The sequence below is a fragment of the Acidianus infernus genome, from assembly GCF_009729545.1.
In the GTDB taxonomy this organism is placed as follows: Archaea; Thermoproteota; Thermoprotei_A; order Sulfolobales; family Sulfolobaceae; genus Acidianus; species Acidianus infernus.
Genome location: NZ_WFIY01000004.1, coordinates 824,855 through 845,639, shown reverse-complemented (window position 1 = coordinate 845,639; position 20,785 = coordinate 824,855). Strand labels below are relative to the sequence as shown.

22 protein-coding genes and 2 tRNA genes are annotated in these 20,785 nt (G+C 34.5%); 11 read left to right on the top strand and 13 right to left on the bottom strand.

Translation table 11 applies throughout. The features are described from left to right. Positions 1-17: 17 nt before the first annotated feature. Genes fen through D1867_RS05200 form a run of 5 tightly spaced genes read right to left on the bottom strand, consistent with a single transcriptional unit; the run spans position 18 to position 4,148 of the window. On the bottom strand, positions 18-1,073 hold the full coding sequence (gene fen, locus D1867_RS05220; protein WP_338078102.1) for a flap endonuclease-1: 1,056 nt from the start codon (positions 1,071-1,073) through the stop codon (positions 18-20). Then, positions 1,070-1,300 carry a hypothetical protein gene (locus D1867_RS05215; RefSeq protein WP_013775430.1) on the bottom strand — a complete coding sequence of 77 codons (231 nt, stop codon included), beginning with the start codon at positions 1,298-1,300 and terminating at the stop codon, positions 1,070-1,072. Before D1867_RS05215 ends, fen begins: the two co-directional genes overlap by 4 nt. Before the next feature lie 5 nt (positions 1,301-1,305). Further along, on the bottom strand, positions 1,306-3,609 hold the full coding sequence (locus D1867_RS05210) for a CDC48 family AAA ATPase (RefSeq protein WP_155863073.1): 2,304 nt from the start codon (positions 3,607-3,609) through the stop codon (positions 1,306-1,308). Positions 3,610-3,660: 51 nt separating this feature from the next. Next, positions 3,661-3,936 carry an elongation factor 1-beta gene (locus D1867_RS05205; RefSeq protein ID WP_013775432.1) on the bottom strand — a complete coding sequence of 92 codons (276 nt, stop codon included), beginning with the start codon at positions 3,934-3,936 and terminating at the stop codon, positions 3,661-3,663. Between the two features lie 14 nt (positions 3,937-3,950). Further along, on the bottom strand, positions 3,951-4,148 hold the full coding sequence (locus D1867_RS05200) for a zinc finger domain-containing protein (RefSeq protein ID WP_013775433.1): 198 nt from the start codon (positions 4,146-4,148) through the stop codon (positions 3,951-3,953). A 63-nt stretch (positions 4,149-4,211) separates the two neighbouring features. Between D1867_RS05200 and pth2 the strand changes: the two genes are divergently transcribed. Both pth2 and truD read left to right on the top strand, forming a co-directional pair. Continuing rightward, positions 4,212-4,571, top strand: a complete 360-nt coding sequence (gene pth2, locus D1867_RS05195; protein WP_155863072.1) for a peptidyl-tRNA hydrolase Pth2 — start codon at positions 4,212-4,214, stop codon at positions 4,569-4,571. Then, complete coding sequence (truD, locus tag D1867_RS12385; protein ID WP_338078101.1) at positions 4,562-5,668, top strand: tRNA pseudouridine(13) synthase TruD; 1,107 nt, start codon at positions 4,562-4,564, stop codon at positions 5,666-5,668. Before pth2 ends, truD begins: the two co-directional genes overlap by 10 nt. Here the strand turns inward: truD and aspS are convergent. Next, entirely contained in the window at positions 5,665-6,957 is a 1,293-nt protein-coding gene (aspS, locus tag D1867_RS05185) for an aspartate--tRNA(Asn) ligase (RefSeq protein ID WP_155863071.1), read from the bottom strand. The genes truD and aspS overlap by 4 nt on opposite strands. After that, positions 6,958-7,464 (bottom strand): transcription elongation factor NusA, encoded by a 507-nt coding sequence (locus tag D1867_RS05180; RefSeq protein ID WP_155863070.1) that lies wholly within the window; start codon positions 7,462-7,464, stop codon positions 6,958-6,960. A 71-nt stretch (positions 7,465-7,535) separates the two neighbouring features. Here D1867_RS05180 and D1867_RS05175 point away from each other — a divergent pair, with 71 nt between their 5' ends. Beyond that, positions 7,536-7,706: a 50S ribosomal protein L40e gene (locus tag D1867_RS05175; RefSeq protein WP_155863069.1), complete on the top strand. Its 171-nt coding sequence runs from the start codon at positions 7,536-7,538 to the stop codon at positions 7,704-7,706. Here the strand turns inward: D1867_RS05175 and D1867_RS05170 are convergent. Beyond that, positions 7,693-8,256 (bottom strand): nucleotidyltransferase, encoded by a 564-nt coding sequence (locus D1867_RS05170; RefSeq protein WP_155863068.1) that lies wholly within the window; start codon positions 8,254-8,256, stop codon positions 7,693-7,695. The genes D1867_RS05175 and D1867_RS05170 overlap by 14 nt on opposite strands. A gap of 122 nt (positions 8,257-8,378) precedes the next feature. Between D1867_RS05170 and D1867_RS05165 the strand changes: the two genes are divergently transcribed. Further along, complete coding sequence (locus D1867_RS05165) at positions 8,379-10,001, top strand: thiamine pyrophosphate-binding protein (RefSeq protein WP_155863067.1); 1,623 nt, start codon at positions 8,379-8,381, stop codon at positions 9,999-10,001. Between the two features lie 882 nt (positions 10,002-10,883). Here the strand turns inward: D1867_RS05165 and D1867_RS05160 are convergent. Both D1867_RS05160 and D1867_RS05155 read right to left on the bottom strand, forming a co-directional pair. Beyond that, positions 10,884-10,958, bottom strand: a tRNA-Val gene (locus D1867_RS05160). A 57-nt stretch (positions 10,959-11,015) separates the two neighbouring features. Beyond that, entirely contained in the window at positions 11,016-12,932 is a 1,917-nt protein-coding gene (locus tag D1867_RS05155; RefSeq protein WP_338077969.1) for a beta-CASP ribonuclease aCPSF1, read from the bottom strand. A 70-nt stretch (positions 12,933-13,002) separates the two neighbouring features. Between D1867_RS05155 and D1867_RS05150 the strand changes: the two genes are divergently transcribed. Continuing rightward, on the top strand, positions 13,003-14,046 hold the full coding sequence (locus tag D1867_RS05150; RefSeq protein ID WP_155863066.1) for an NAD(P)-dependent glycerol-1-phosphate dehydrogenase: 1,044 nt from the start codon (positions 13,003-13,005) through the stop codon (positions 14,044-14,046). Here D1867_RS05150 and D1867_RS05145 read toward each other — a convergent pair. Next, positions 14,039-14,734, bottom strand: coding sequence for a peptidylprolyl isomerase (locus D1867_RS05145; protein ID WP_155863065.1), 696 nt, complete (start codon positions 14,732-14,734; stop codon positions 14,039-14,041). The two genes, D1867_RS05150 and D1867_RS05145, sit on opposite strands and share 8 nt — an antisense overlap. A gap of 97 nt (positions 14,735-14,831) precedes the next feature. Between D1867_RS05145 and ahcY the strand changes: the two genes are divergently transcribed. After that, the gene (ahcY, locus tag D1867_RS05140) at positions 14,832-16,079 is read left to right on the top strand and encodes an adenosylhomocysteinase (protein WP_155863064.1); all 1,248 of its coding nucleotides are present in this window, start codon (positions 14,832-14,834) and stop codon (positions 16,077-16,079) included. Between the two features lie 48 nt (positions 16,080-16,127). Next, a tRNA-Ile gene (locus tag D1867_RS05135) sits at positions 16,128-16,214 on the top strand. Positions 16,215-16,506: 292 nt separating this feature from the next. On the opposite strand, the gene D1867_RS05130 is transcribed toward D1867_RS05135, so the two are convergent. Then, a complete protein-coding gene (locus D1867_RS05130) occupies positions 16,507-17,076 on the bottom strand; it encodes a hypothetical protein (protein ID WP_155863063.1) in 570 nt (189 codons plus the stop codon). Between the two features lie 119 nt (positions 17,077-17,195). Between D1867_RS05130 and D1867_RS05125 the strand changes: the two genes are divergently transcribed. From D1867_RS05125 to D1867_RS05110, 4 genes are read left to right on the top strand one after another with little or no spacing between them, the layout of a single operon-like run. Beyond that, a complete protein-coding gene (locus D1867_RS05125) occupies positions 17,196-18,095 on the top strand; it encodes a DUF1464 family protein (RefSeq protein WP_338077968.1) in 900 nt (299 codons plus the stop codon). Then, complete coding sequence (locus D1867_RS05120; RefSeq protein WP_155863062.1) at positions 18,062-18,970, top strand: nucleotidyltransferase domain-containing protein; 909 nt, start codon at positions 18,062-18,064, stop codon at positions 18,968-18,970. The genes D1867_RS05125 and D1867_RS05120 overlap by 34 nt, the downstream gene beginning before the upstream one ends. Further along, the gene (locus D1867_RS05115) at positions 18,942-19,844 is read left to right on the top strand and encodes a triphosphoribosyl-dephospho-CoA synthase (protein WP_155863061.1); all 903 of its coding nucleotides are present in this window, start codon (positions 18,942-18,944) and stop codon (positions 19,842-19,844) included. The genes D1867_RS05120 and D1867_RS05115 overlap by 29 nt, the downstream gene beginning before the upstream one ends. Further along, positions 19,795-20,274: a hypothetical protein gene (locus D1867_RS05110; RefSeq protein ID WP_240872168.1), complete on the top strand. Its 480-nt coding sequence runs from the start codon at positions 19,795-19,797 to the stop codon at positions 20,272-20,274. Before D1867_RS05115 ends, D1867_RS05110 begins: the two co-directional genes overlap by 50 nt. Here the strand turns inward: D1867_RS05110 and rimI are convergent. After that, positions 20,251-20,760, bottom strand: coding sequence for a ribosomal protein S18-alanine N-acetyltransferase (gene rimI, locus D1867_RS05105; protein WP_013775450.1), 510 nt, complete (start codon positions 20,758-20,760; stop codon positions 20,251-20,253). The genes D1867_RS05110 and rimI overlap by 24 nt on opposite strands. Positions 20,761-20,785: the final 25 nt, after the last annotated feature.

The following is a 20,785-nucleotide window of genomic DNA, read 5'->3' as shown; positions in this document are numbered from 1 at the left end:
AATAACAATTTAAAGTGCTAAAACCACTGATCTAATCCGCTCTGTCTGCTAGCTCCTTTAGCTTCTTTACCGGCTTTAATCAGTCTTTCGATTCCATTAGTTACTCTATCCTCACTAAAGTTATGCTCATCTATGAGGATTTTCTTAATTTCTTCTTCGTTAGGCTCTTTTAGATCTAAAGAACTCTCAGGCTTAACTACTGGCGGATTAAGAAAGATGGATCTAATTTCATTAATATTAAGATCAAGAATGTATTTCGGTAATTCTCCTTTTTCTACAGCTTTTTCTATATTTCCGTATTTCCTTATTATTCTTAGAGCAGTAACTGGCCCTATTCCCTTTATTCCGTCAGGGTCATAATCAGTTCCTATTAGTATTCCTATATCAACTAGCTGTTCTCTAGTAATCCCGAGCTTTTTAAGCAAACTCTCAAGCTCTATAAGTTCTGGCTTAATTTCTACATATACATCTTTTTTAGGTAATTTCCTCTTTCCGGTTAAGGTTAAATTTCTAATTAATTTATTTGCACCAAAAAGTAAAGAATCGTAATCCTGACTAGCCGCTGCCCAGGTATATCCTTGACTACATAAATATGCAGCTTCGGCTTCTCCTTCGCTAGGAGCTTGTACTACTGGAATTCCCATTGCCTCTAAAAGTTTTTTACTTTCTTCCGCCATATCGTTAGTTAACCTAGTTGCCATTTGCGAATACTTCTTTAATTCCTTTGTTTCTCCTTCTTCTTTAGCTTTTTCCAATTTTTTCTCCGCTTCTTCCTTTATTTTTCTCCTTCTTTCTAATTCTTGAGCTTTAAGTTCTGGCGGTTTTCCATCAAATACGTAAATTGGGATTACTCCTTCTTCTAAAAGGCTTATTGTTCTATAAAATATTCCACTGAGATGGCTAGTAACTCTCCCTTGAGAGTCCATTAGCGGGGTACCGTCTGGCTGTCTTATTGCAGTTAAAAACTGGTAAATCGCGTTATAAGCATCTATACTTACTTTCTTCCCTTTTAATTCACTTAGCTGAACTTCTCTTTTTATTTCTTTTACTAAATCAGCAAGGTCTACTCCTATTCCTTATCACCTATATAAGTTATCATTCTGGAATTTTCCCTAATTAATGATACTGAAATATAACCCCTAATTTCTAATGACATTAAAGCTCTTAAAAAATCTCCAAATGGAACTTCATAGTCTACTGATTTTCTCACATCATTATAAAGATCGTCGTCCTTTATGGGTCCTTCTAATTTTCTAAGTTTCTCTAAAATAATATGGGTTAATGGAACTTCCCTCCACATGCAGATCACGTGTATGTCGAAGGCTTTAACACTTGTCTTGGTAGTTGCTGTCTAGCTTTCTCTAACCAAGATTGATAGAATTGTATCATATCCTGAGATACGGATGGCTTCACTTTCTTCAATGCCTCTTCAAAATGCCTCATTTCTATTTTAACACTAGAACCTTTCATGCATTCTTTCATTTTAGCGTCACGACAGTCGGTATCAGTTGGTGGGCATAGATTATTTATCTTATCTATGCAAGTTTTCATTCCTTCTCTTATTGCTATCATTGCTGCTTCTCTTACTAACGCAGCTAAATCTGCACCAGTATATCCATCAGTCTTCTCTGCAATTTCTTCTAGGTTAACATCTTCTCCTAGTACTACCTTCTTAGTATGAACTCTTAATATTTCATACCTTGCCTGCTTATCTGGTGGTGGTACGTATATTAATTTTTCAAATCTACCTGGTCTTAATAGCGCAGGATCTAATATATCTGGTCTATTAGTTGCCGCAATTATTACTACATTATCAAGTTTTTCTATTCCGTCCATTTCTGCTAATAACTGATTAACGATTCTTTCGGTTACGCCAGTATCTGGTGACATTCCTCTCATAGGCGCTATTGCATCTATTTCGTCGAAGAATATTACCGTTGGGGCGTACATTCTAGCTTTTCTAAAGATCTCTCTTATTGCTCTCTCGCTTTCTCCTACCCATTTTGATAATACTTCTGGGCCTCTTACTGCAATGAAGTTTGCTCCGCTCTCAGTTGCTACAGCCTTAGCTAACATTGTTTTTCCAGTACCTGGAGGACCAAATAGTAAGATTCCCTTAGGCGGTTCAATTCCAGTCATCTCGTAGTATTCTTGGAACTTTAGTGGGTACTCGGCAACTTCTCTCAATTCTTCCTTTATATCCCCTAGCCCGCCAATATCATCCCATCTTACCTCTGGTACTTCAATGTAAATTTCTCTCATTCCACTAGGTACTATCTCCTTTAGGGCGTTCATGAAATCTTCCATCTTTACTTCCATCGATTCCAAAATTTCTGGTGGAATCTTGTCCAACGTAATATCTATCTTTGGTAAGTATCTCCTTAGGGCGTTCATTGCTGCTTCTCTTACTAACGCAGCTAAATCTGCACCAGTATATCCGTGAGTAACTTCTGCTAATTTTTCTAGATCTACATCTTTAGCTAATGGCATATTTCTAGTATGTATTTGAAGAATCTCTAATCTTCCCTGCTTATCTGGTAAAGGTATTTCTATTTCTCTATCAAATCTTCCTGGCCTTCTAAGTGCAGGGTCTACTGCGTTTGGTCTATTAGTTGCCGCAATTACTATTACATTGCCTCTACTCTCTAATCCGTCCATTAAAGTTAATAGTTGCGCTACTACTCTCCTTTCTACTTCTCCTATTACTTCGTCTCTCTTAGGCGCTATTGCGTCTATCTCATCTATGAAAATTATAGCCGGGGCATGCTTTTTAGCATCTTCAAATATTTCTCTTAGTCTTTGTTCGCTTTCACCATAAAACTTGCTCATTATTTCTGGTCCGTTAATTGAAGTGAAATATGCGTCTGTTTCATTTGCTACAGCCTTTGCTAACAACGTCTTTCCTGTGCCTGGAGGACCATAAAGTAATACTCCCTTTGGCGGTTCTATTCCTAACCTTTTGAACAATTCTGGATGTCTTAATGGTAATTCTACAAGTTCCCTTACTTTTTGTATTATATTCTTTAATCCTCCTATATCTTCATAAGTTACTCTTGGATACCTAGTCTGTTCAACTGGTTTATCGCTTATGTTTATACTAGTCTCATCAGTAACCATTACAATTCCTGCAGGCCTTACTTGAATTACAGTAAATGGTATAGCTTGCCCAAGTACTGGTATTAGCACAGTATCTCCTTCTACTAATGGAAATTCTTTCAATTTTTTCTTAACATACGCAACAAAACCTGGATCTACGGTAATGGAGAAGTTAGATGGTGCTAGCTTTACAGACGTTGCAGGTTTTACAGTAGCCTTCCTTACTATTACTTTATCTCCTATGGATACTCCAGCGTTTTTCCTTGTTATTCCGTCCATTCTTATTATATCTTTCTCTCCAGTATAATCATCGGCAGATAATGGCCATGCAATTGCTGCTGTTTTTCTCTGTCCTTCAATTTCTACAACGTCCCCTGGACTAACATCGATTTGAGATAGCAAATCTAAGTCTATCCTTACTTTTCCTCTTCCTACATCCTTTTGTCTAGCTTCAACAACTTTTAATATAAGCTCACGCTTCCTGGGTTCTTCAGCAGAAGAACTGGTTGCCAAATATGATCTCCACTAAAATATATGGAAAACTAGATAAAAGAGATTAACTTATTAAAAGCCGAGCCTCGTTATTCCAACTACTTCGGCATGACTTACTCCTTCTACATTAGAAGCAATTTCTTCAAGCGTATCTGTTCCTCCTTCAGTCTCTTCTGGCATTTTAACGTAAAGAACTAGAGCTTGTAAACCAAAAGCTATAGGTTCAGTCTCTTTTCTCACTATGGAATAATTTTGAGGAAGTTTCTTAGATATTTCCTCTGCTAACTTATCTAAATTAACCTCATCGCTATCAGGAAATACTTTTAGTACTACCAAAACATCTGTCATTTTATAATCCCCTCTTAAGGTCCAGTAAAACCGCACTTAGGACAAGTATATTCTACCCCTTGTAATCTACAGTATTTATCCCTTAATATCAAGACTTCACCACAATTAGGGCAATAAAATGCTACTCCTCTCTCTCTAGGATGTATAATTCTTCCACAACTACTGCAAACTGGAGGCTCTATTTCTTCTCTTAAACTAAGCTTGACTGACAATTTTATTTCCCTCTAAATATCAACTCTGGAGAGTTTATAAAAGTGTCAGATTACTTAGGATTTATGAAAATGGTGATAATGGTACGGAATGACATAAAAATGGGCAAAGGTAAGATTGCTGCCCAGGTTGCTCATGCAGCAGTTTCTCTAGTTTTAGATATTTTAAATTCCAATAATAATATCTGGAAATCTTGCCTTAAAGAATGGATAAATGAAGGTCAGCCTAAGATAGTTGTAAAAGTCGAAAACCTTGAGGAACTGCTGAAGAGAGCAGAACTTGCCAGGCAAAAAAATTTACCAGTAAGTATAATCCAAGATGCAGGAAAAACTCAAGTTGAACCTGGGACTATAACTTGTGCGGGTATAGGTCCTTGTGAAGACTCCTTAATAGATTCAATAACCGGTGATCTAAAATTACTATAAATTCCATTGATATTGCAGTAGGAATTGAAAGACATTTACACGAATGGCCTACAATTGATGCAGAAATACCTAGACCAGAAGGTTTTAGAGTAATAGAAGAAATAAACTACAAACCGTGCATTGAATGGAAAGGAGAAAAATCTGGGAAATACGCAGTATATCTTCTAGAGAAGACTAATGTTGATCATTTTACCGCAATGTATGAATTAACTAAAATTTTGAAGAGAAAAGTTAACTATATAGGAATAAAGGACACTAATGCAATCACATCCCAAATAGTTTACACAGATTCTTCATCTACTGTGCAAGAATTTGAAAGTGATGGGATTAAGCTAAAATTTCTTGGTTATTCAAATCAAAAGTTCAACCATACAGGAAATATATTCACAATAAAACTTGTAACTTCTAAATTTGATGAAGTAATAGAAAGGATTAAGGTAATTAATAAAGATCCTTTTATCCCAGCCTTTGTAGGCTATCAAAGGTTTGGAACTAGGAGACCCATGACTCATGTCATAGGTTATTATATTGTTAAAAAAGATTGGTATAATGCAGTAATGTCTATATTAGCTTACCCTTTTTACTCAGAGTCAGATTTAATGAAAGATTTAAGAAAAATGATAATGGAAGGAAATTACAAGGAGGCATTAAGTTTCATACCAAGTAAATTTAAACAGGAAAGAGTACTTCTGAAGAATCTTATCAAGGATAATAATTTCTTTTTAGCGTTAAAAAACTCGTTTATTCCTCTAAGTTTTTATGTTGAAGCGTATCAAAGTTATTTGTTCAATAAGTTTTTATCTAGAAAAATGAATGATATAGGGAAAAACTCTGTTTTAGGCATATATTCTGATATACGAAAATGTGATGAAATATGTAAAGAAATTTATGATGAAGAAGGAATAGATCCAAGTAATTTTAAGATAAAAGAGTTGAAAATAAATAAGCCACAACTGGTTAGAAAAGCGTTTACGAAAGTAAGAAGTCTAAAAGCTGATGAGAAAAATAACGAAATATCTTTTGCATTAGATAGGGGAATGTATGCTACAGTTTTTCTAGTGGAACTATTAAATATAGATGCAAGAAAAATAACCTAAGGAACAAGTCTTTTCTTATCCCTTGGGAATAACGAGATTTCTTTTACGTTTTGTAATCCGGTGAAAAGCATCATTAGTCTTTGTACTCCTATTCCCACACCAGCATGAGGAGGCATTCCATAATCAAACCATTTTAAGAAGAACTCAAAACTTGCTATATTTAGTCCTCTAGACTTTAATTCTTCTTCTAGAACTTCCCTCTTGTAGTTTCTACTGCTTCCAGAGGCTATTTCAACCCATCTATAAATTAAATCAAAGCTTTCGCTTAATTCAGGATTATTACTTTTCCTTCTTGTGTAAAATGGTCTAGCAGTAGAAGGCCAGTCAATTATGAAATATAAATCTTCATTTAATTTCTGGTGGAGAATTCTTTGCTCAGGTGTTCCTATATCATCCCCAAATTTTATATTAACTCCAGCGCTTTGCAATATCTCTATTGCTTCAGAATAGGTTATCCTCCTAATAGGTTTTTTAATCTCTGGTAAAGTATGATTGAGTATTTTCAATTCTTTTTGACAATTATTTCTTACCTTATTTACCATAAAGTCTAATGTATTTTCAACAATGTTCATTATATCATTATAATCTGCAAATGCTACTTCAATATCTGCACTTAAGAATTCTGATAAGTGATAAGGTGTATCAGACTCTTCAGCTCTCCAAGCCGGAGCGACTTCAAATACTCTTTCAATTGTTCCAGCTAATAGTTCCTTGTAAAGCTGTGGGCTTTGAGCTAAGAATGCTTCTTTGCCAAAATATATAACTGGAAATAGTTGTGCTCCTCCTTCAGTTGCAGTAGCAATTATCTTAGGTGTAAAAATTTCAACAAATTTTTGTGAGTATAGATACTCTCTAAAGGCTCTTATAGCCTCAGATTGTATTTTTATCACAGCTTCCATTTCCAATCTTCTTAGATCCAATAGCCTTTCCCTAAGTCTAGTATCCAAATCTGCGTTAACTTTCCCAGAAACGTCCAACGGAAGAGGAGCTTTTGCTTTACTTAAAATTTCAAGTTCATTTGCGTGTATTTCTACTCCGTTTGGAGCTCTCTTATCAGCTTTTACTATACCTTTAACTAAGATCACTGATTCTTGAGTTAAATCTTTGCTTAATTCAAAAGCTTTCGTATTACTTTTATCAATAACTATTTGACCTAAGCCTGACCTATCTCTAAGTAATATAAATTTCTTTCCTCCTAGATCTCTTATAGTGTGAACCCATCCTGCTACTGTAACTTCCTTCCCATCTTGCTCTGGAGATATTTCTGCTACAAAATCGGACTTAAGCATTTACTCAACCCTTATCTTAACTCTTGTATCATGAATTTTTGATAAAGCTGATTCTAAGATGTTAGAGTCGGCAGGCAATAATTTTCTTTCGCTTTTTGAAACTCTTATCACGTATTGAACAGAACCGTCGGGCAACCATACAGTATTAACTCCTAAAACTCTTGCGGGTGAAAGTAATTGTATTGCACTATTCTTAATATTGTTAGTCTTTTCTATTATCCTTACTTTCATATGAAGCTTATCTTGTAGAGCTTTAGCGACCTTTATCCACTTTTGTATGGTCATAGACGGACCACTCCCAACTAAAAGGATTAAAAGATCATTTACCTTAATTGCCTTATAATATGTTGAGTCTTTCAATTCTTTAAATTGAGTCTCCTCTAATTCTAAAAGAGCTTGCATTACCTTTACTTCAAAACTATCTACCTCTCCACTATCTACAAGACTCTGGCATCTATTGCAAAGCAGGCCACTTTTTACACACAAATAATCAAGGGGAATTTTCATCCAAATCCACGCTCCACTATTACCGCAATATTTATGAATCTTGTCAGATATATAAGTAGCGGGTTATATAAATGCCTATTACCGATCCTGAAAAGCTCAGAATAGTCCAAGAAAGAGTGTTCATTAAAAAAGTTTGTAGAAACTGCGGTGCTTTAAACTCAATAAAAGCTACTAAATGCAGAAGATGTCATAGTAGGAATTTAAGAATCAAAAAGAAAGAACTACCAGCTAAGAAAGCCTAAAACCAATATCCTTAAGTCTTTCTTTTATACTATTAGCATTTTCTTCAAATAATTCTATGTGTTTTTCAAGGTAATCCTTGTTTATTTTTAATTTTCCTTCAGCTATATAATATAGAATGCCTTTCAGCTCATCCTCGTCTTCTTCTCTATAAGCATTAACTTTTAACAATATGTAATCTTCAAGTCTTATTACCTTAAATGTGAATTTTCCAATTTTCATTTCTTCTGCACTATTTAGTATCTCTTGTGGTACAAAGAAATCTTGGATATTATCATAAATATCAATTTGCAATTGACCTTCTTCTACTGGGACTATTATTCTAGGAGTATCTATAGGTGTTGAACCAAAGTCCCAATTTTTTTCTTCAGCTAATTCCCTATATTTTTCTCCTTCAGCTATAGCACTTATTTCAGTGGGAAATATATCTACATCGCTTTCAGTTCCCTTTCTCTTTAAAAGTAGATCTACTATTGTATCTCCTATTATTACAAAATCTGATATTTTCCTCAGTTCTTCTAAGACTTCTCCAACTGAGTTAAAACTTATCAATTAGCTCACAAGTTTATGATAGCAAAATCTTCTATATTTTTAACCTATCCAAATCTTCGTAGATATGAGACCTTAATCTTAAATTTAAATTTTTTAAACACCGTTAATTCTTTGGTGATTATTTGAGCGCGCCTAAAAGAAAGGAAGAGACTGTAGGAAAAGAAATGACCGGAGATGAAGCTTTAGCTTATGTTTTAAAAGAAATAGGCACAAAAAAAGTATTTACAACTATTAGTCTTCCTGAAAATTTAAGAGAAAGATTAAAAGAATATGAAATAGAACAAGATATTTCATTAAATTCAAGGGATGCGTTACTTTTAGCAGAAACCTATGCAATGGAAAATAATACTGCAGGAGTAGTAATTCAGATACCAGGAACAGAAATACTTAATGGAATCGATGTAATAGCACAAGCTTATGCTGATTCAGTTCCACTTTTAATTATAGGTAGTTTAAGATCATATAGAGATGTAGGTAGAGCAAGAGTAGGAGAATTAAGAACCCCAGATGACTTAAGCTCTACTCTAGCACCAATTACTAAATTGAGAGAAAGAGCAATAAGTATCGAGGAGATAACAGTAACTGTAGAGAAGGCAAATAAAGAGGCTTTAAGCAATAGACCGAGGCCGGCCTTCGTTGAAATAGCTGAAGACCTTTTCAAGATGAAGGCTTATCCATTATCTCCTGCGGAACAAAAACCTGAAAAGAGAACTCCAGATAAGAATACTGTAGCAAAAGTAGCCGAGGTTTTATCAAACTCAAAGCTTCCAGTAATAGTTGCTGGATACGGTGTTATAACTAGCGAGGCTCATAATGAATTAATAGAACTTGCAGAACTACTTGATGCACCAGTAATTACTACAATAAAAGGCAAAGGAAGTTTTCCTGCATCTCACCAACTTTTTGCAGGAGAAGGATTAGGCATAATAGGAACAGATATAGGCAATAAGCTTCTGGCAGAAGCTGATTCAATTCTTTTCTTAGGAACTAGATTAACTCAATTGTCTACCGGTGGATGGTCAATGAAATTCAAGGGATTTACAATGCATAATAACATTGATGGCGAAGATATAGGAAAAGTAATCATGCCTCATTTACCCATAGTGGCAGATACTGGTCTATTCTTAAAGGAGCTACTTGTATTACTAAAGCAGAAGATTAAAGATAAAATTGATAGAGGCATAAGGTACGAGATTCTTAGATCTAAAAAGGAGCCAGAATTAAGAACTCATAGTGGATTATGGCCTTGGGATGTAGTTAAGACGCTGACAGACTTTAAGTTTAGTAAAATCTTTGTAGACTTGTCTGCAGTAACTTTCGACATGATAAGATATCCTGTTGATAAACCAGTATGGTTCACTTCAGAAAGTATTATTTCTAAAGGTTTAGGAATAGCAGGAGTTATACAGTCTAAGGATAAAAACGCTTTAGGAGTAACAGATTTACCTTCGATTACTAGAAACTTAGGACTATTACAATCAAAGAGAGATGAGGCTAAAGGAACATTAATAGTGTTTAATGATAAGGCTTCCACATATTTAGATACTACAGCATCCGATGCACCTACAATAAAAAGAAGCTGGTCTTCAATTAATATAGATTTAAAATTCTTAGGCGCAATTGACGTAAATTCAACTGCTGAATTAAAAGAAGCATTGAATAATAATGAAGGAGATAATAAACTTAGGATCATAAATGTAAATATTGATCCGCAATACGACTCTGTCGTTCTTATAAGAATGTGAAATTATAATGTTCGAGTGAAGGACTTTTTATAGTTTAAGCGCTATTATATTTATTTTAATAATATCTTTTTAAATGAAAATACGCTAACCCACTTTATGAATGACAAAGTATTCATAATAATCGATCCAACAGCTCTTAACGTTAGTATTGGTAGTCTAAGTGTACTAGCCAGCGGAATTTTTATGGACTCCTAGCCGTTACTAGCAAAATGTCTACTGGAATACTGACTTCCTCCTGAAGGGTTCCCTCCCAAGGGGCTCATAGTTCCCACCATCGATTCGGGTGGCTCAGAGCATTGGAAGAGTGAGTAACTTTCATTCACCTAGTCCCTTATTGCTGGTTGCTCATACTTGAGCTGGAGAGGAGCGTCATTAACGTCACTAATAGATAAACGAATATTTAAATCTATAAGGGGGCTATTCATTCCCTAGGCTTTTCTCCCCCTTAACCCCTATTTTGTAAATCCTAAAGAGCTAGTATTTTATCAGACGATAATATCTACAATCGTCACCTCATCTTTCCTTTTAATACTAAGATTCAATTTAACGTTAAATAGTATTAATAATAGTTACCATTGCAACGTTAGTAAATGCTTTACTAGCTTTATTCCTATGATATGATGCACTTGCTAAAATAAATATTCAATTATCGTCAGTTCTAAGCTATCTAGATCAGTATTCGCAATGCTATTTGCATTTATATTTTTACATCAAATACCGACTTTAATATCATTAATAGGCAGAATATTAATAATAATTAGCGGAATATTTTCAGTTATAGGAAAGGTAATTATTAGCAACCTCACCTAAATTAGCGCTGCATATTTTAATGCCTATTGTTGCACGAGTTAAATTTACAAATAAAACATAACAGCCTCAAAGTGGGCCCGCTGGGATTTGAACCCAGGATTACTGCCGCGTCAGGGCAGCGTCCTAACCAGGCTAGACGACGGGCCCTTTACAAAATATTAAAGGCTATTTTGGTTTAAAAAATTAAATCCGTCTTGTAACATCTTATACGACTCTTAAGCTATCGAGTATTGCAGGAGTGTAGATGTTTGCCCCTTTAATTCCAAGCCTTTCCTTCTCTTTAGGATTATCTATAAGTCTCTTAAAGGCCATCATTGAATTATATTCTCCATGATCTAGAATGATATTTTTAGGCTTAGGAGTTAAGTCGTGTAAGAACTTTAGTAGTTGTCTCCTATCTGAGTGCCCTGAGAAACCATCAACTACTTTTACTTCCATATTAATTTGTATGTTTTCTACTCTTCCGTCTCTTCCGATTATTTGTACTTCTTTTGCTCCATCCCTTACCTTTCTACCCAAAGTTCCTTCCGCTTGGTAGCTTACAAATACTATAGAATTCTTTGGATCTGGAGCCATAGCTTTAAAGAACTCCACCGCGGGTCCGCCGTTAAGCATACCAGATGTTGCTAAAATAATGGAAGGTTCTCCTTGTGCAATATCTTCCCTATATCCTTCTATCCTCTTAAATTGATCCGAAACGAAAGGATTCTCATCCTTATAAAGTATCGCATCTCTAACTTCTCTACTTAACCACTCTGGATAAGCAGTGTGTATTGCAGTAACCTCATCGAATAATCCAGTCACGTATACTGGAACTTCTGGTATTAATTTGTTCTTTAGCGCATTATTTATTACTAACATCATTTCTTGACCCCTTCCTACTGCTAAGACTGGAATAAGGACTTTGCCTCCTCTGTTTATTGTATTATTTATAATATCTATTAGCTGTTTTTCAGATTCCTCCCTACTAGTTTGCTCTTGAGCACCGTAAGTTGTCTCCATGATTAATGTATCAACCTTAGGGAATTCACTAGTAGCTCTATCTAATAGTCTAGTTTTTGCATACTTGAAGTCTCCAGTGTATACAATGTTATGAGTTCCTTCGCCTATATGTAAATGAACCATTGCTGAGCCTAAAATGTGTCCAGCATTATAGAATGTTAACCTTATATCTGGTGCGATGTCAGTAACTTCCTCGTAATCCAATGTTATTGTATGAAGAAGCTCTTTTCTCACTTCTTTTGCGCTGTAAGGTAAAGGTCTTCCATCTTTCTCTGCAACGTCCAATAAGTCTAATTGCATTAAAGCCATAACATCCCTAGTTGGTGGAGTTGTATAAACTGGACCTTCATATCCATACTTAAATAGGTAGGGAACCATACCGCAGTGATCTAAATGCGCATGAGTTATTACTACAGCATCTAAGTCTTCTAATCTAAGCTGGTCTATGTCTAATTTAGGAAACATTCTTTCTCCGAAATTGACGCTTGGATTTACTCCAGTATCAAGTAAAACTCTACTCTCTGGAGTCTCTACTAATATTGCTGATCTGCCTATTTCTTGAAAAGCACCTAATGCTGTGATTCTAACATATCTATCCTTAAATAATACTTCTCTATGTATTCTATCTCCAAAAGTCTTCAGGATTTTCGCTCTATATTCTGTTTCATTATATATGTGAGTTATGACATTCTCTATAGTCTTAGATTTTATTGGCGGCTCTCTAATTATTTCTGGTTTCCAGAAAGTTTCAAGGAATATTCTTTGCTGTATTAAACCTCCTTTTCCTATTACTAATCCAGGTTTCTTAGCTTTTATTAATACTTCTCCTAAATCTTCGTCAAACTTTATGTCAGTTATTTCTGCTTCTTTCGGTACAATGTTCTTTATTATTTCTATTGCTTCTTTTTCATCTTTTCTCACGCTTTTATCGGCTTTTACAACAATTCTTTTCTTTATTTCTTTGGCTATTTTCTTTATAATATCTCCACCATTAGTTAGAAAATTTGGATTTTTTACATATACAGCTATTTCTGGCCCTTCAAACTCTATTCTAGTTATTCCTGCATCTTTTGGAATTCCATTATATATTGCACCTAAAATTTCAAGTCTACTTGTCACTTAACTCACCAAGAAGGAGACTAACAACTAACATACTCACTTTTTAATATTTAAAACTTTACATTACCATATGGAAATGCGAGAGCACATAATCAGCTTACCAGAAAGAATTTTTATTGGTAATGGGATAATATCTCGAATTGACGAATACTTTTCTGAGTTAGGACTTACTGGTTCTTTCCTCATAGTTACTGGCAGTAACGTAAGAAGGCTGATAGTTAGTAAAATCCTAGATAAAATACCTGCTGATGTAATAGAAGTTCAAGAAGCAAACCTTGATGAGGTCAGAAAAGTTGAAGAATTCGCTAAAAAACATGAGAGCAACGTAATATTAGGAGTTGGCGGAGGAAAAGCTATAGACGTTGCAAAATTTGCAGCATTTGAATTAAATAAAAGATTTGTTAGTATACCGACTGCTCCTTCCCATGACGGCATTACGTCACCTTTTGCCGCAATAAAAGGTCTAGGAAAGCCTATATCGATGAAAGCTAAAGAACCTACAGCAATAATAGCAGATATTGACGTACTAAGTTCTGCACCTAGGAGACTAATTAACGCTGGCATAGGAGATACTGTAGGAAAAATAGTAGCAGTAAGGGATTGGAAATTAGCAGCTAAATTAAGAGGAGAATATTATGGTGATTATACTGCATCTTTAGCGTTGCTCTCAGCTAGGCATGCGTTAAACTGTACTAGGATTATAAATAAAGACCTTAAATACGGTGTAAGACTTTTAGTAGAAGCATTAATAAGCAGTGGAGTAGCAATGGGTATGGCTGGAAGTACAAGACCTGCAAGCGGTTCAGAACATTTATTTGCTCATGCGGTAGAAATGCTTTATCCAGAAGGGCCACTTCATGGCGAATTAGTAGGAGTAGGCACAATAATGATGGCGTATATTCATGGCATAAAATGGAAAGAGATAAGAAAAGCGTTAATTAGGATAGGTGCACCAGTTACTGCAAAGCAATTAGGAGTACCAAATGAAATAATAATAAAGGCATTAACTATTGCTCATACTATTCGCCCAGAAAGATATACTATACTTGGAGATAGAGGATTAACTTGGGCATCTGCAGAAAAAGTTGCAAGAAATACTGGAGTTATTACTTAAAAGTATCCTTATTATAGTTCTCTACAAAACTTACTACACTCTCTGGAAGCACGAAAGTTATGATATCTTTAGCCAAGACGTACTTTCTAGTCTGCAAATCTTCTAACAGAAAGTAATCCTTTGGAACTTCAAATTTTACGCTCTTCTTATCTTCTGTAAGCTCAAACGTCATTTTGCTATTTTCACCAAACCACCTTTCAACTAATGCTTGAATTTTTTCCTTTTCATCCTTAAGTACTTTAACTACTTTCACGTTGTAAACTATAGTCTTTCCAGCATATGGATGATTCAAATCAAGTATTACCCTTCCTCCACTTACACTTTTTACTGTAGCATATCCACCTTCTGCTAATCTTATTACCATGTTAGGCCTAGGATTGATACCTTGTCTCTTTAATTCTCCTAAAGATACTAATTTAACCTTTGAAGGATCTCTTTCTCCATAAGCCTTTGACGGAGGAATTTCTATCTCCTTTTGCTCTCCTTCATTAAAGTTCCTTAATGCCTCTTCCAATCCTTCTAGAACTCTGTGCTCCCCTATTATGACTAGGAGTGGTTTGTATTTTTTCTCTGGATTATAAATGTTTGCCTTTTTTGCTTCCTCCTCTATTGTTGTATCAATTACTTCTCCTGTATCTTTAATTTTACTAACATAATCTATATACACAAAATCGTTATCCTTAAACATTCAGATCTAGAGAGAGTTAAGATTATAGACTTTAAACTTATTGTTCTTTCACGTTCGATATCACTTAACTTTTTTACGTAAAACAAGATTTTCTCATATGGACTATAAAATCAAGGACATAAAACTCGCTGAACAAGGCAGAAAACAAATAGAATGGGCAGAAATGCATATGCCCGCATTAATGAGCGTAAGGAAAGAGTTAAAGGAAAGACAAAGCCTTAAGGGAGTAAGAATTTCGGCTGTACTTCACGTAACTAAAGAGACAGCAGCACTTGTAAGAACATTAAAAGAGGCTGGAGCAGAAGTAGCACTTGCAGGAAGTAATCCCTTATCCACTCAAGATGACGTTGCGGCTGCGTTAGTTGAAGATGGAATAAAAGTTTTTGCTTGGAAAGGGGAAAGTGAAGAAGATTATTATTCGAATATAAAAGAAATTTTGAAATATGAACCTAACATTGTAATGGACGACGGAGGAGACTTGCATGCGTATATTCACGAAAAATGCCAGTCTCTAAAGATAATAGGAGGTACAGAGGAAACAACCACAGGGGTTATTAGATTAAAGGCGATGGAGGAATCTAAAGTATTAAAATATCCAGTTATTGCTGTAAATAATGCGTTTACAAAATATTTATTTGATAATAGGATAGGAACCGGGCAGAGCGCTATAGACGGAATTCTAAGAGCTACAAATATATTAATTGCAGGAAAAGTTGCAGTAGTTGTAGGCTATGGCTGGGTAGGGAGAGGAATAGCCACCAGATTAAGAGGTATGGGAGCTAGAGTAATTGTAGTTGAAGCCTCACCTTTAAGAGCATTAGAGGCAGTAATGGACGGATTTGACGTAATGCCAATGAGCAAAGCGGCAGAAGTAGGAGAAATATTTGTAACAGCAACTGGTAATATAAATGTAATTAGCAAAGAACATATATTAAAAATGAAGAATGGAGCAGTATTGGCGAATGCAGGCCATTTTAACGTTGAAATAGATGTTAAAGGCTTAAAAGAAATTGCAAAATCTGTGAGAAATATAAGGCCTTACTTAGATGAATATGAATTACCTAATGGTAACAAAGTATATTTACTAGCGGACGGCAGATTAGTTAACCTTGCGGCAGCTGAAGGACATCCAAGCGAAGTAATGGATTTAAGCTTCTCAAATCAAGCACTTTCGGTAGAATATATTTACAACAATAGAGATAAACTTGAAATAAAAGTATACAATGTTCCTCAAGAAATAGATGAGAAAGTAGCATTATTAAAATTAAAAGGAATGGGAATAGAAATAGAGCAAATGACTGAAGAGCAAAAGGAGTATATGAAGCAATGGAAATATGGTACGTAATTTTTTTCGTAAGTCTTAAAAAGGATTGTTTATTAAAAAGAAAATAGTGGGCCCGTAGCTCAGCTAGGTAGAGCGCTCGGCTCATAGCCTCGGTGAGAGACCGAGTGGTCGAGGGTTCAAATCCCTCCGGGCCCATAAGGGTCTGGTAAGCGCTCCCAGACCCACATTCGATTATCTCGTCTAAGTAGTCAATGCTCTCCTATGTTACTGTCTTTGTCCTTCTCTACTGTGTAAATATTAATACTTCTTCCCTCTCTGATGAATCTTGTATCGCTTGGCTGAGAAAACTCTATACTAATTGCAACATGTGCGGATCTTTTAGAAACGTTAACTATTGTATGCTAACGCACTATATTCAAATGTTATATCTCGGAAATCACGTCACTAGAAATATTTATTTTTTATTCATATTATATTATAATAAGTGTTAAACTTTTATGCCCTTAGTACTAATTAATTTTACTCTTATCATTCCAGTTGTTGCACTAACATCGGCCTTTAGATTGCTTACCTCCAGCATTCCATCTACTAGGCTTTTTATGAAATCTATTATTCTACCTTGAAAATAAGGAGAAAAACTTTCAATGTATTTACCATTATAATCAACGTTTACGTCACCTATAAAGAGTAGAAAGAAACGTAAAATCGATAAAAATGACACTTCAACATTATTCATTAACTGACTTACGTAACTCATTAAACTTTTACCTAACTCTTTCCATTTTTCTAGGCTCATCTGTGAGTCTCTTAAGAAATCGAAAGGAACAAGAATCATAAATCCTTTATAATTGTTCATTAGTTTAGACAAGAGTATAAACGTACTTATCTCGTTTTTAATATCTACTCCGTTCTTCTCCATCTGTATTGACGCAGCTAGTAAATCATTTGTATAATTATATATTGAAGAGCCGTTTAATTCCGTTAATCTTCTTATTTCATCATAAATATCTTTTCTCATAAAACAAGGTTGACGTTTACCATTATTTTCATTTTCCATATTAATAGTGATGTATACACTTGTATATAAAATCAGTGGCTGCCCACTTACATCACTGTTCTGTTATCTTTGAGTCATCATCTGTTAGTCTTATTTCCATTTATAGCTTAAATTATTAAGTGATATTTGCAGGAGTTGATCCAGGGAGTGAAAGTTACGCAATAACTTTCGTAGACGAGTTAGGAAGAATAGTTGAGTATTATGAAATACCTACTGACCTAATTATTCACGATTCCATGAGACTAGTTAAGTTGATAAGAGATAAAAGACCTAGCGCTATTGCATTACCTTCTGGTCACGGATTGCCTTTAGTTAAAGCTTCAAAAATAGGTGAGAAAGAAATTTTTCTATTAACGCTCGCGGATCCTCAAAAGGAGGGTCCTCTTAGGAGTTTTTTAAGAGCAATAATACCGGAAGAGAATGCATTTACTATACCTTCAGTAATAGAACTTGAGAGTGTGCCAGAATATAGGAAGATAAATAAAATAGATATGGGTACTGCGGATAAAGTTGCTTCTGCATTCTTTTATAGGACTATTTTTGATAGTTTTGTATTAATCGAAATAGGTAGACATTTCTCATCAATCATAGTAGTTAAAGATGGTAAAATAATAGACGGATTTGGAGGAACCGAGATACCAGGTTTAATTTCACCTGGGTGCATTGATGGAGAAATTGCCTACTTACTTTGTAAGTACTCAAGGATAACTAAAGATACTATATATACTCAAGGAGAGGAAAAAAGATCCTTAGAGATTTTAAGGATAATCTCTGAATGGTATAGCGAAAAACTAGACTTACCAATAATAGTCTCTGGGAAAGCTAAGGATAAAATTGATTTTGGAATCAAATTCGAGATAAAGTACAAGGAAGCTTCTGTAGGAGCTGCGTTTATAGCAAATGCAATAGGTGGAGGAATTTTTAGAAAGTACATTGATATGCTTAATAGCTCTGGTACAGTACTAGATTATGTAAGGTTAAAGGGATGGGAAGAAATTACTTCCTTGATAAAGACATAATCAAGGATAAAAATGACAATCTTTACGTAGTTATTACAAATTATAATCCTCCTGGGTACGTATTTGCATATTTAAAATACGTGTATACAAGGGAAGGGCTTTGGAAAGGATACGAAAGAGTGTTTAAAAAATATGGAGTAAAAAATTTGATAAAAATTAAACAAAATTTCGAGTATGAACCTTGTTATGGATCTACATTTCCCGTGCTTAAAATATCAGAAATTAAAAACCATTTTAAGCCTGAGGATAAAATTAAGGAGATAATTCACAAGCCTACAAATAAGCTGGAAGAAACTGTAATAAATATGTTAGCTGAAATGGAAGTAAACTTGCCTTTAGATAAGATTGGAGTTACTGGTTCATTGCTTGCAGGAATATCTCATGAGAGCTCTGATGTTGATCTAGTAATTTATGGCAAAAAATACGCCGAGGATTTCGTTAATGTCTTCCAAGGATTTGAGGAGGATAAAGATTGGATCTTTGAAACTTCTGAGAATTATTCTCTACCAATAGAAGTAGTTAAAACCATATATAGTAAAAAAACTAGAGGAAAATACAAGGGTACGAAGTATTCATTCCTATTTGTAGATGACCAACCTTGGAAATATAATGAAAAAGTATGTGTAGAAGTAAATCCTATAAAAGTGGTCGGAGAAAATGTTAGCGATTATAGAGCTTTATTTTATCCATCAATTTCTACTCTTTATTCCCAAGGTAAAACATTTAATATAGTGTCATATGAAGGTATTTACAACTTGGCTCTCTATTACAGTAAGAAAATAGAAGCTTTTGGAATGCTAATGAAATGCGAAGATGAATTAGAAATCGTGATAGGTGATAAAAAAATTGGAGGATATATTAGACCAATTATGTAGTGAAGTCGCATATATCTTATCGTCTTCATCTATTATAGAAGCTTCGGTATTCAAGCCAGGTAACGCTTCGAGAATACAAGATATTAAAAGCGTAAAATATGAGGATATTCTACTTTCAGCAAATCTTGCCAATGCGTATTATAGAAAAGCCTGTATTAGAGGATATAATTCTTCTAGACCACTATACGATCTGCTTTACCTTACTATAAAAGAAAGTAAGAAGATGGAGGTAAATTATTCAATTCTAGGTACACAATTGCTCTTACTTCCTATCTCTTATTCATCACTCCTAGCTGATAATGTGGAGAATTTAAGGAGAAAACTTAGCGAAGTCATAATTTCTTTAGATGTTGAAGATACTAAATGGTTTTTTGAAGCTCTAAAACAAGTGAAATTAAGCTATCTAGGTAAAATTGACGTCATGGATTATAGGGAAACAACAAATAAAACCATATATGAGGTTTTAGTATTTTCATCAAATATGGATACTATAGCTAGAAATATGATAAGAAACTATGAGTATTCCTATACCGCATATAAAATAATAAAAGATAGCGAAAGTCTTGAAAAAGGAATACAGAAAGCTTTCATAGAAATTTTATCAGAACAACCGGATGGATTAATATACCGAAAGTATGGCGGAAAGATTGCTTTGCTTATTTCTCACATGGCAAGAGAAGTTAAGGAAGATTTTACTGAGAAAAAACTTTTGGATTTCAATGATTTTCTAGTTAAGAATAATTATAATCCAGGATCTACGGCAGATATTATAGCCTCTGGTATTGCATTATATTTACTTGATAAGTGGTATGAAAAAACTCGCAATGATTACCCGCTTCCCTTGCCAAGAGGATGCAGTAGAATATATAAATAATAATTTTGACGGAGTAATAGGTTTAGGGGATGTAGAATGCCCCCAATATCTTAATAACTTTCATGGAATTTTGGGTGAAATGGAAAGCGTTTATATCATGAAATACCTTAAAAAAACTGAGAAACTAATAACGAAGGAATTCTTAGGTCTCTCAACTGATTTTTCAACTGAAATTAGTATAACTCATTTCCCTCCTAAAGGATTTAAGTCTGGAATGATTATAAACGTTGAAATAGGAAAGAAGGAAATTTCTGCAAAGATACTTTCAAGTAAGACTAAAATTATAATACACGGCCATTCTGAAAACCAAACCATAGTGAACTCTCAAGGATTTCAAGTAATTTCTGTAGGTGCTTTCGAAAAAGGATACCTTGCAATTTATTATCCAGAAGAAAAGAAGGTTCAGTTAAGTAAGATAAGTAGCCATTAAGTACGCATCTTCTCCGTCAGCGTAATAATGTTTTAATACCTTGATTTTCATGAATCCAAGTTTTTCATATACTGAAATAGCTGGATAATTACTTACCCTAACTTCTAAGTAAACTTCTTCAGCACCATAATCTTCTTTCATGCTTTTCATTGAAGCTTTAAGAAGCGCAGTGCCTATTCCTCTATTCCTATAAGCCTCTAAAACTGCTATAGAGACCACGTGGCCTTTCTTAACTAATGACGGCAAATTCTTCAAATTACTGAAGCCCAACTCTATTCTAGGCATTATATATCCAACAACATCACCGTTAACTTCAGCCACGTAAAACGCCTTTCCGTAATCTTTAATATGATCGACAAAAAAGTAATAAGGATAATTTTCGGGTAATGACAGCCTATTAATCATTATTATATCGTCTATATCGTCCATTCTAACATTTCTAATAAGAAATGAGTTTGTAGATTTATTGCTTGTTGCTTGTTCCATGCTATAATATTTTTATTAAGAAGTT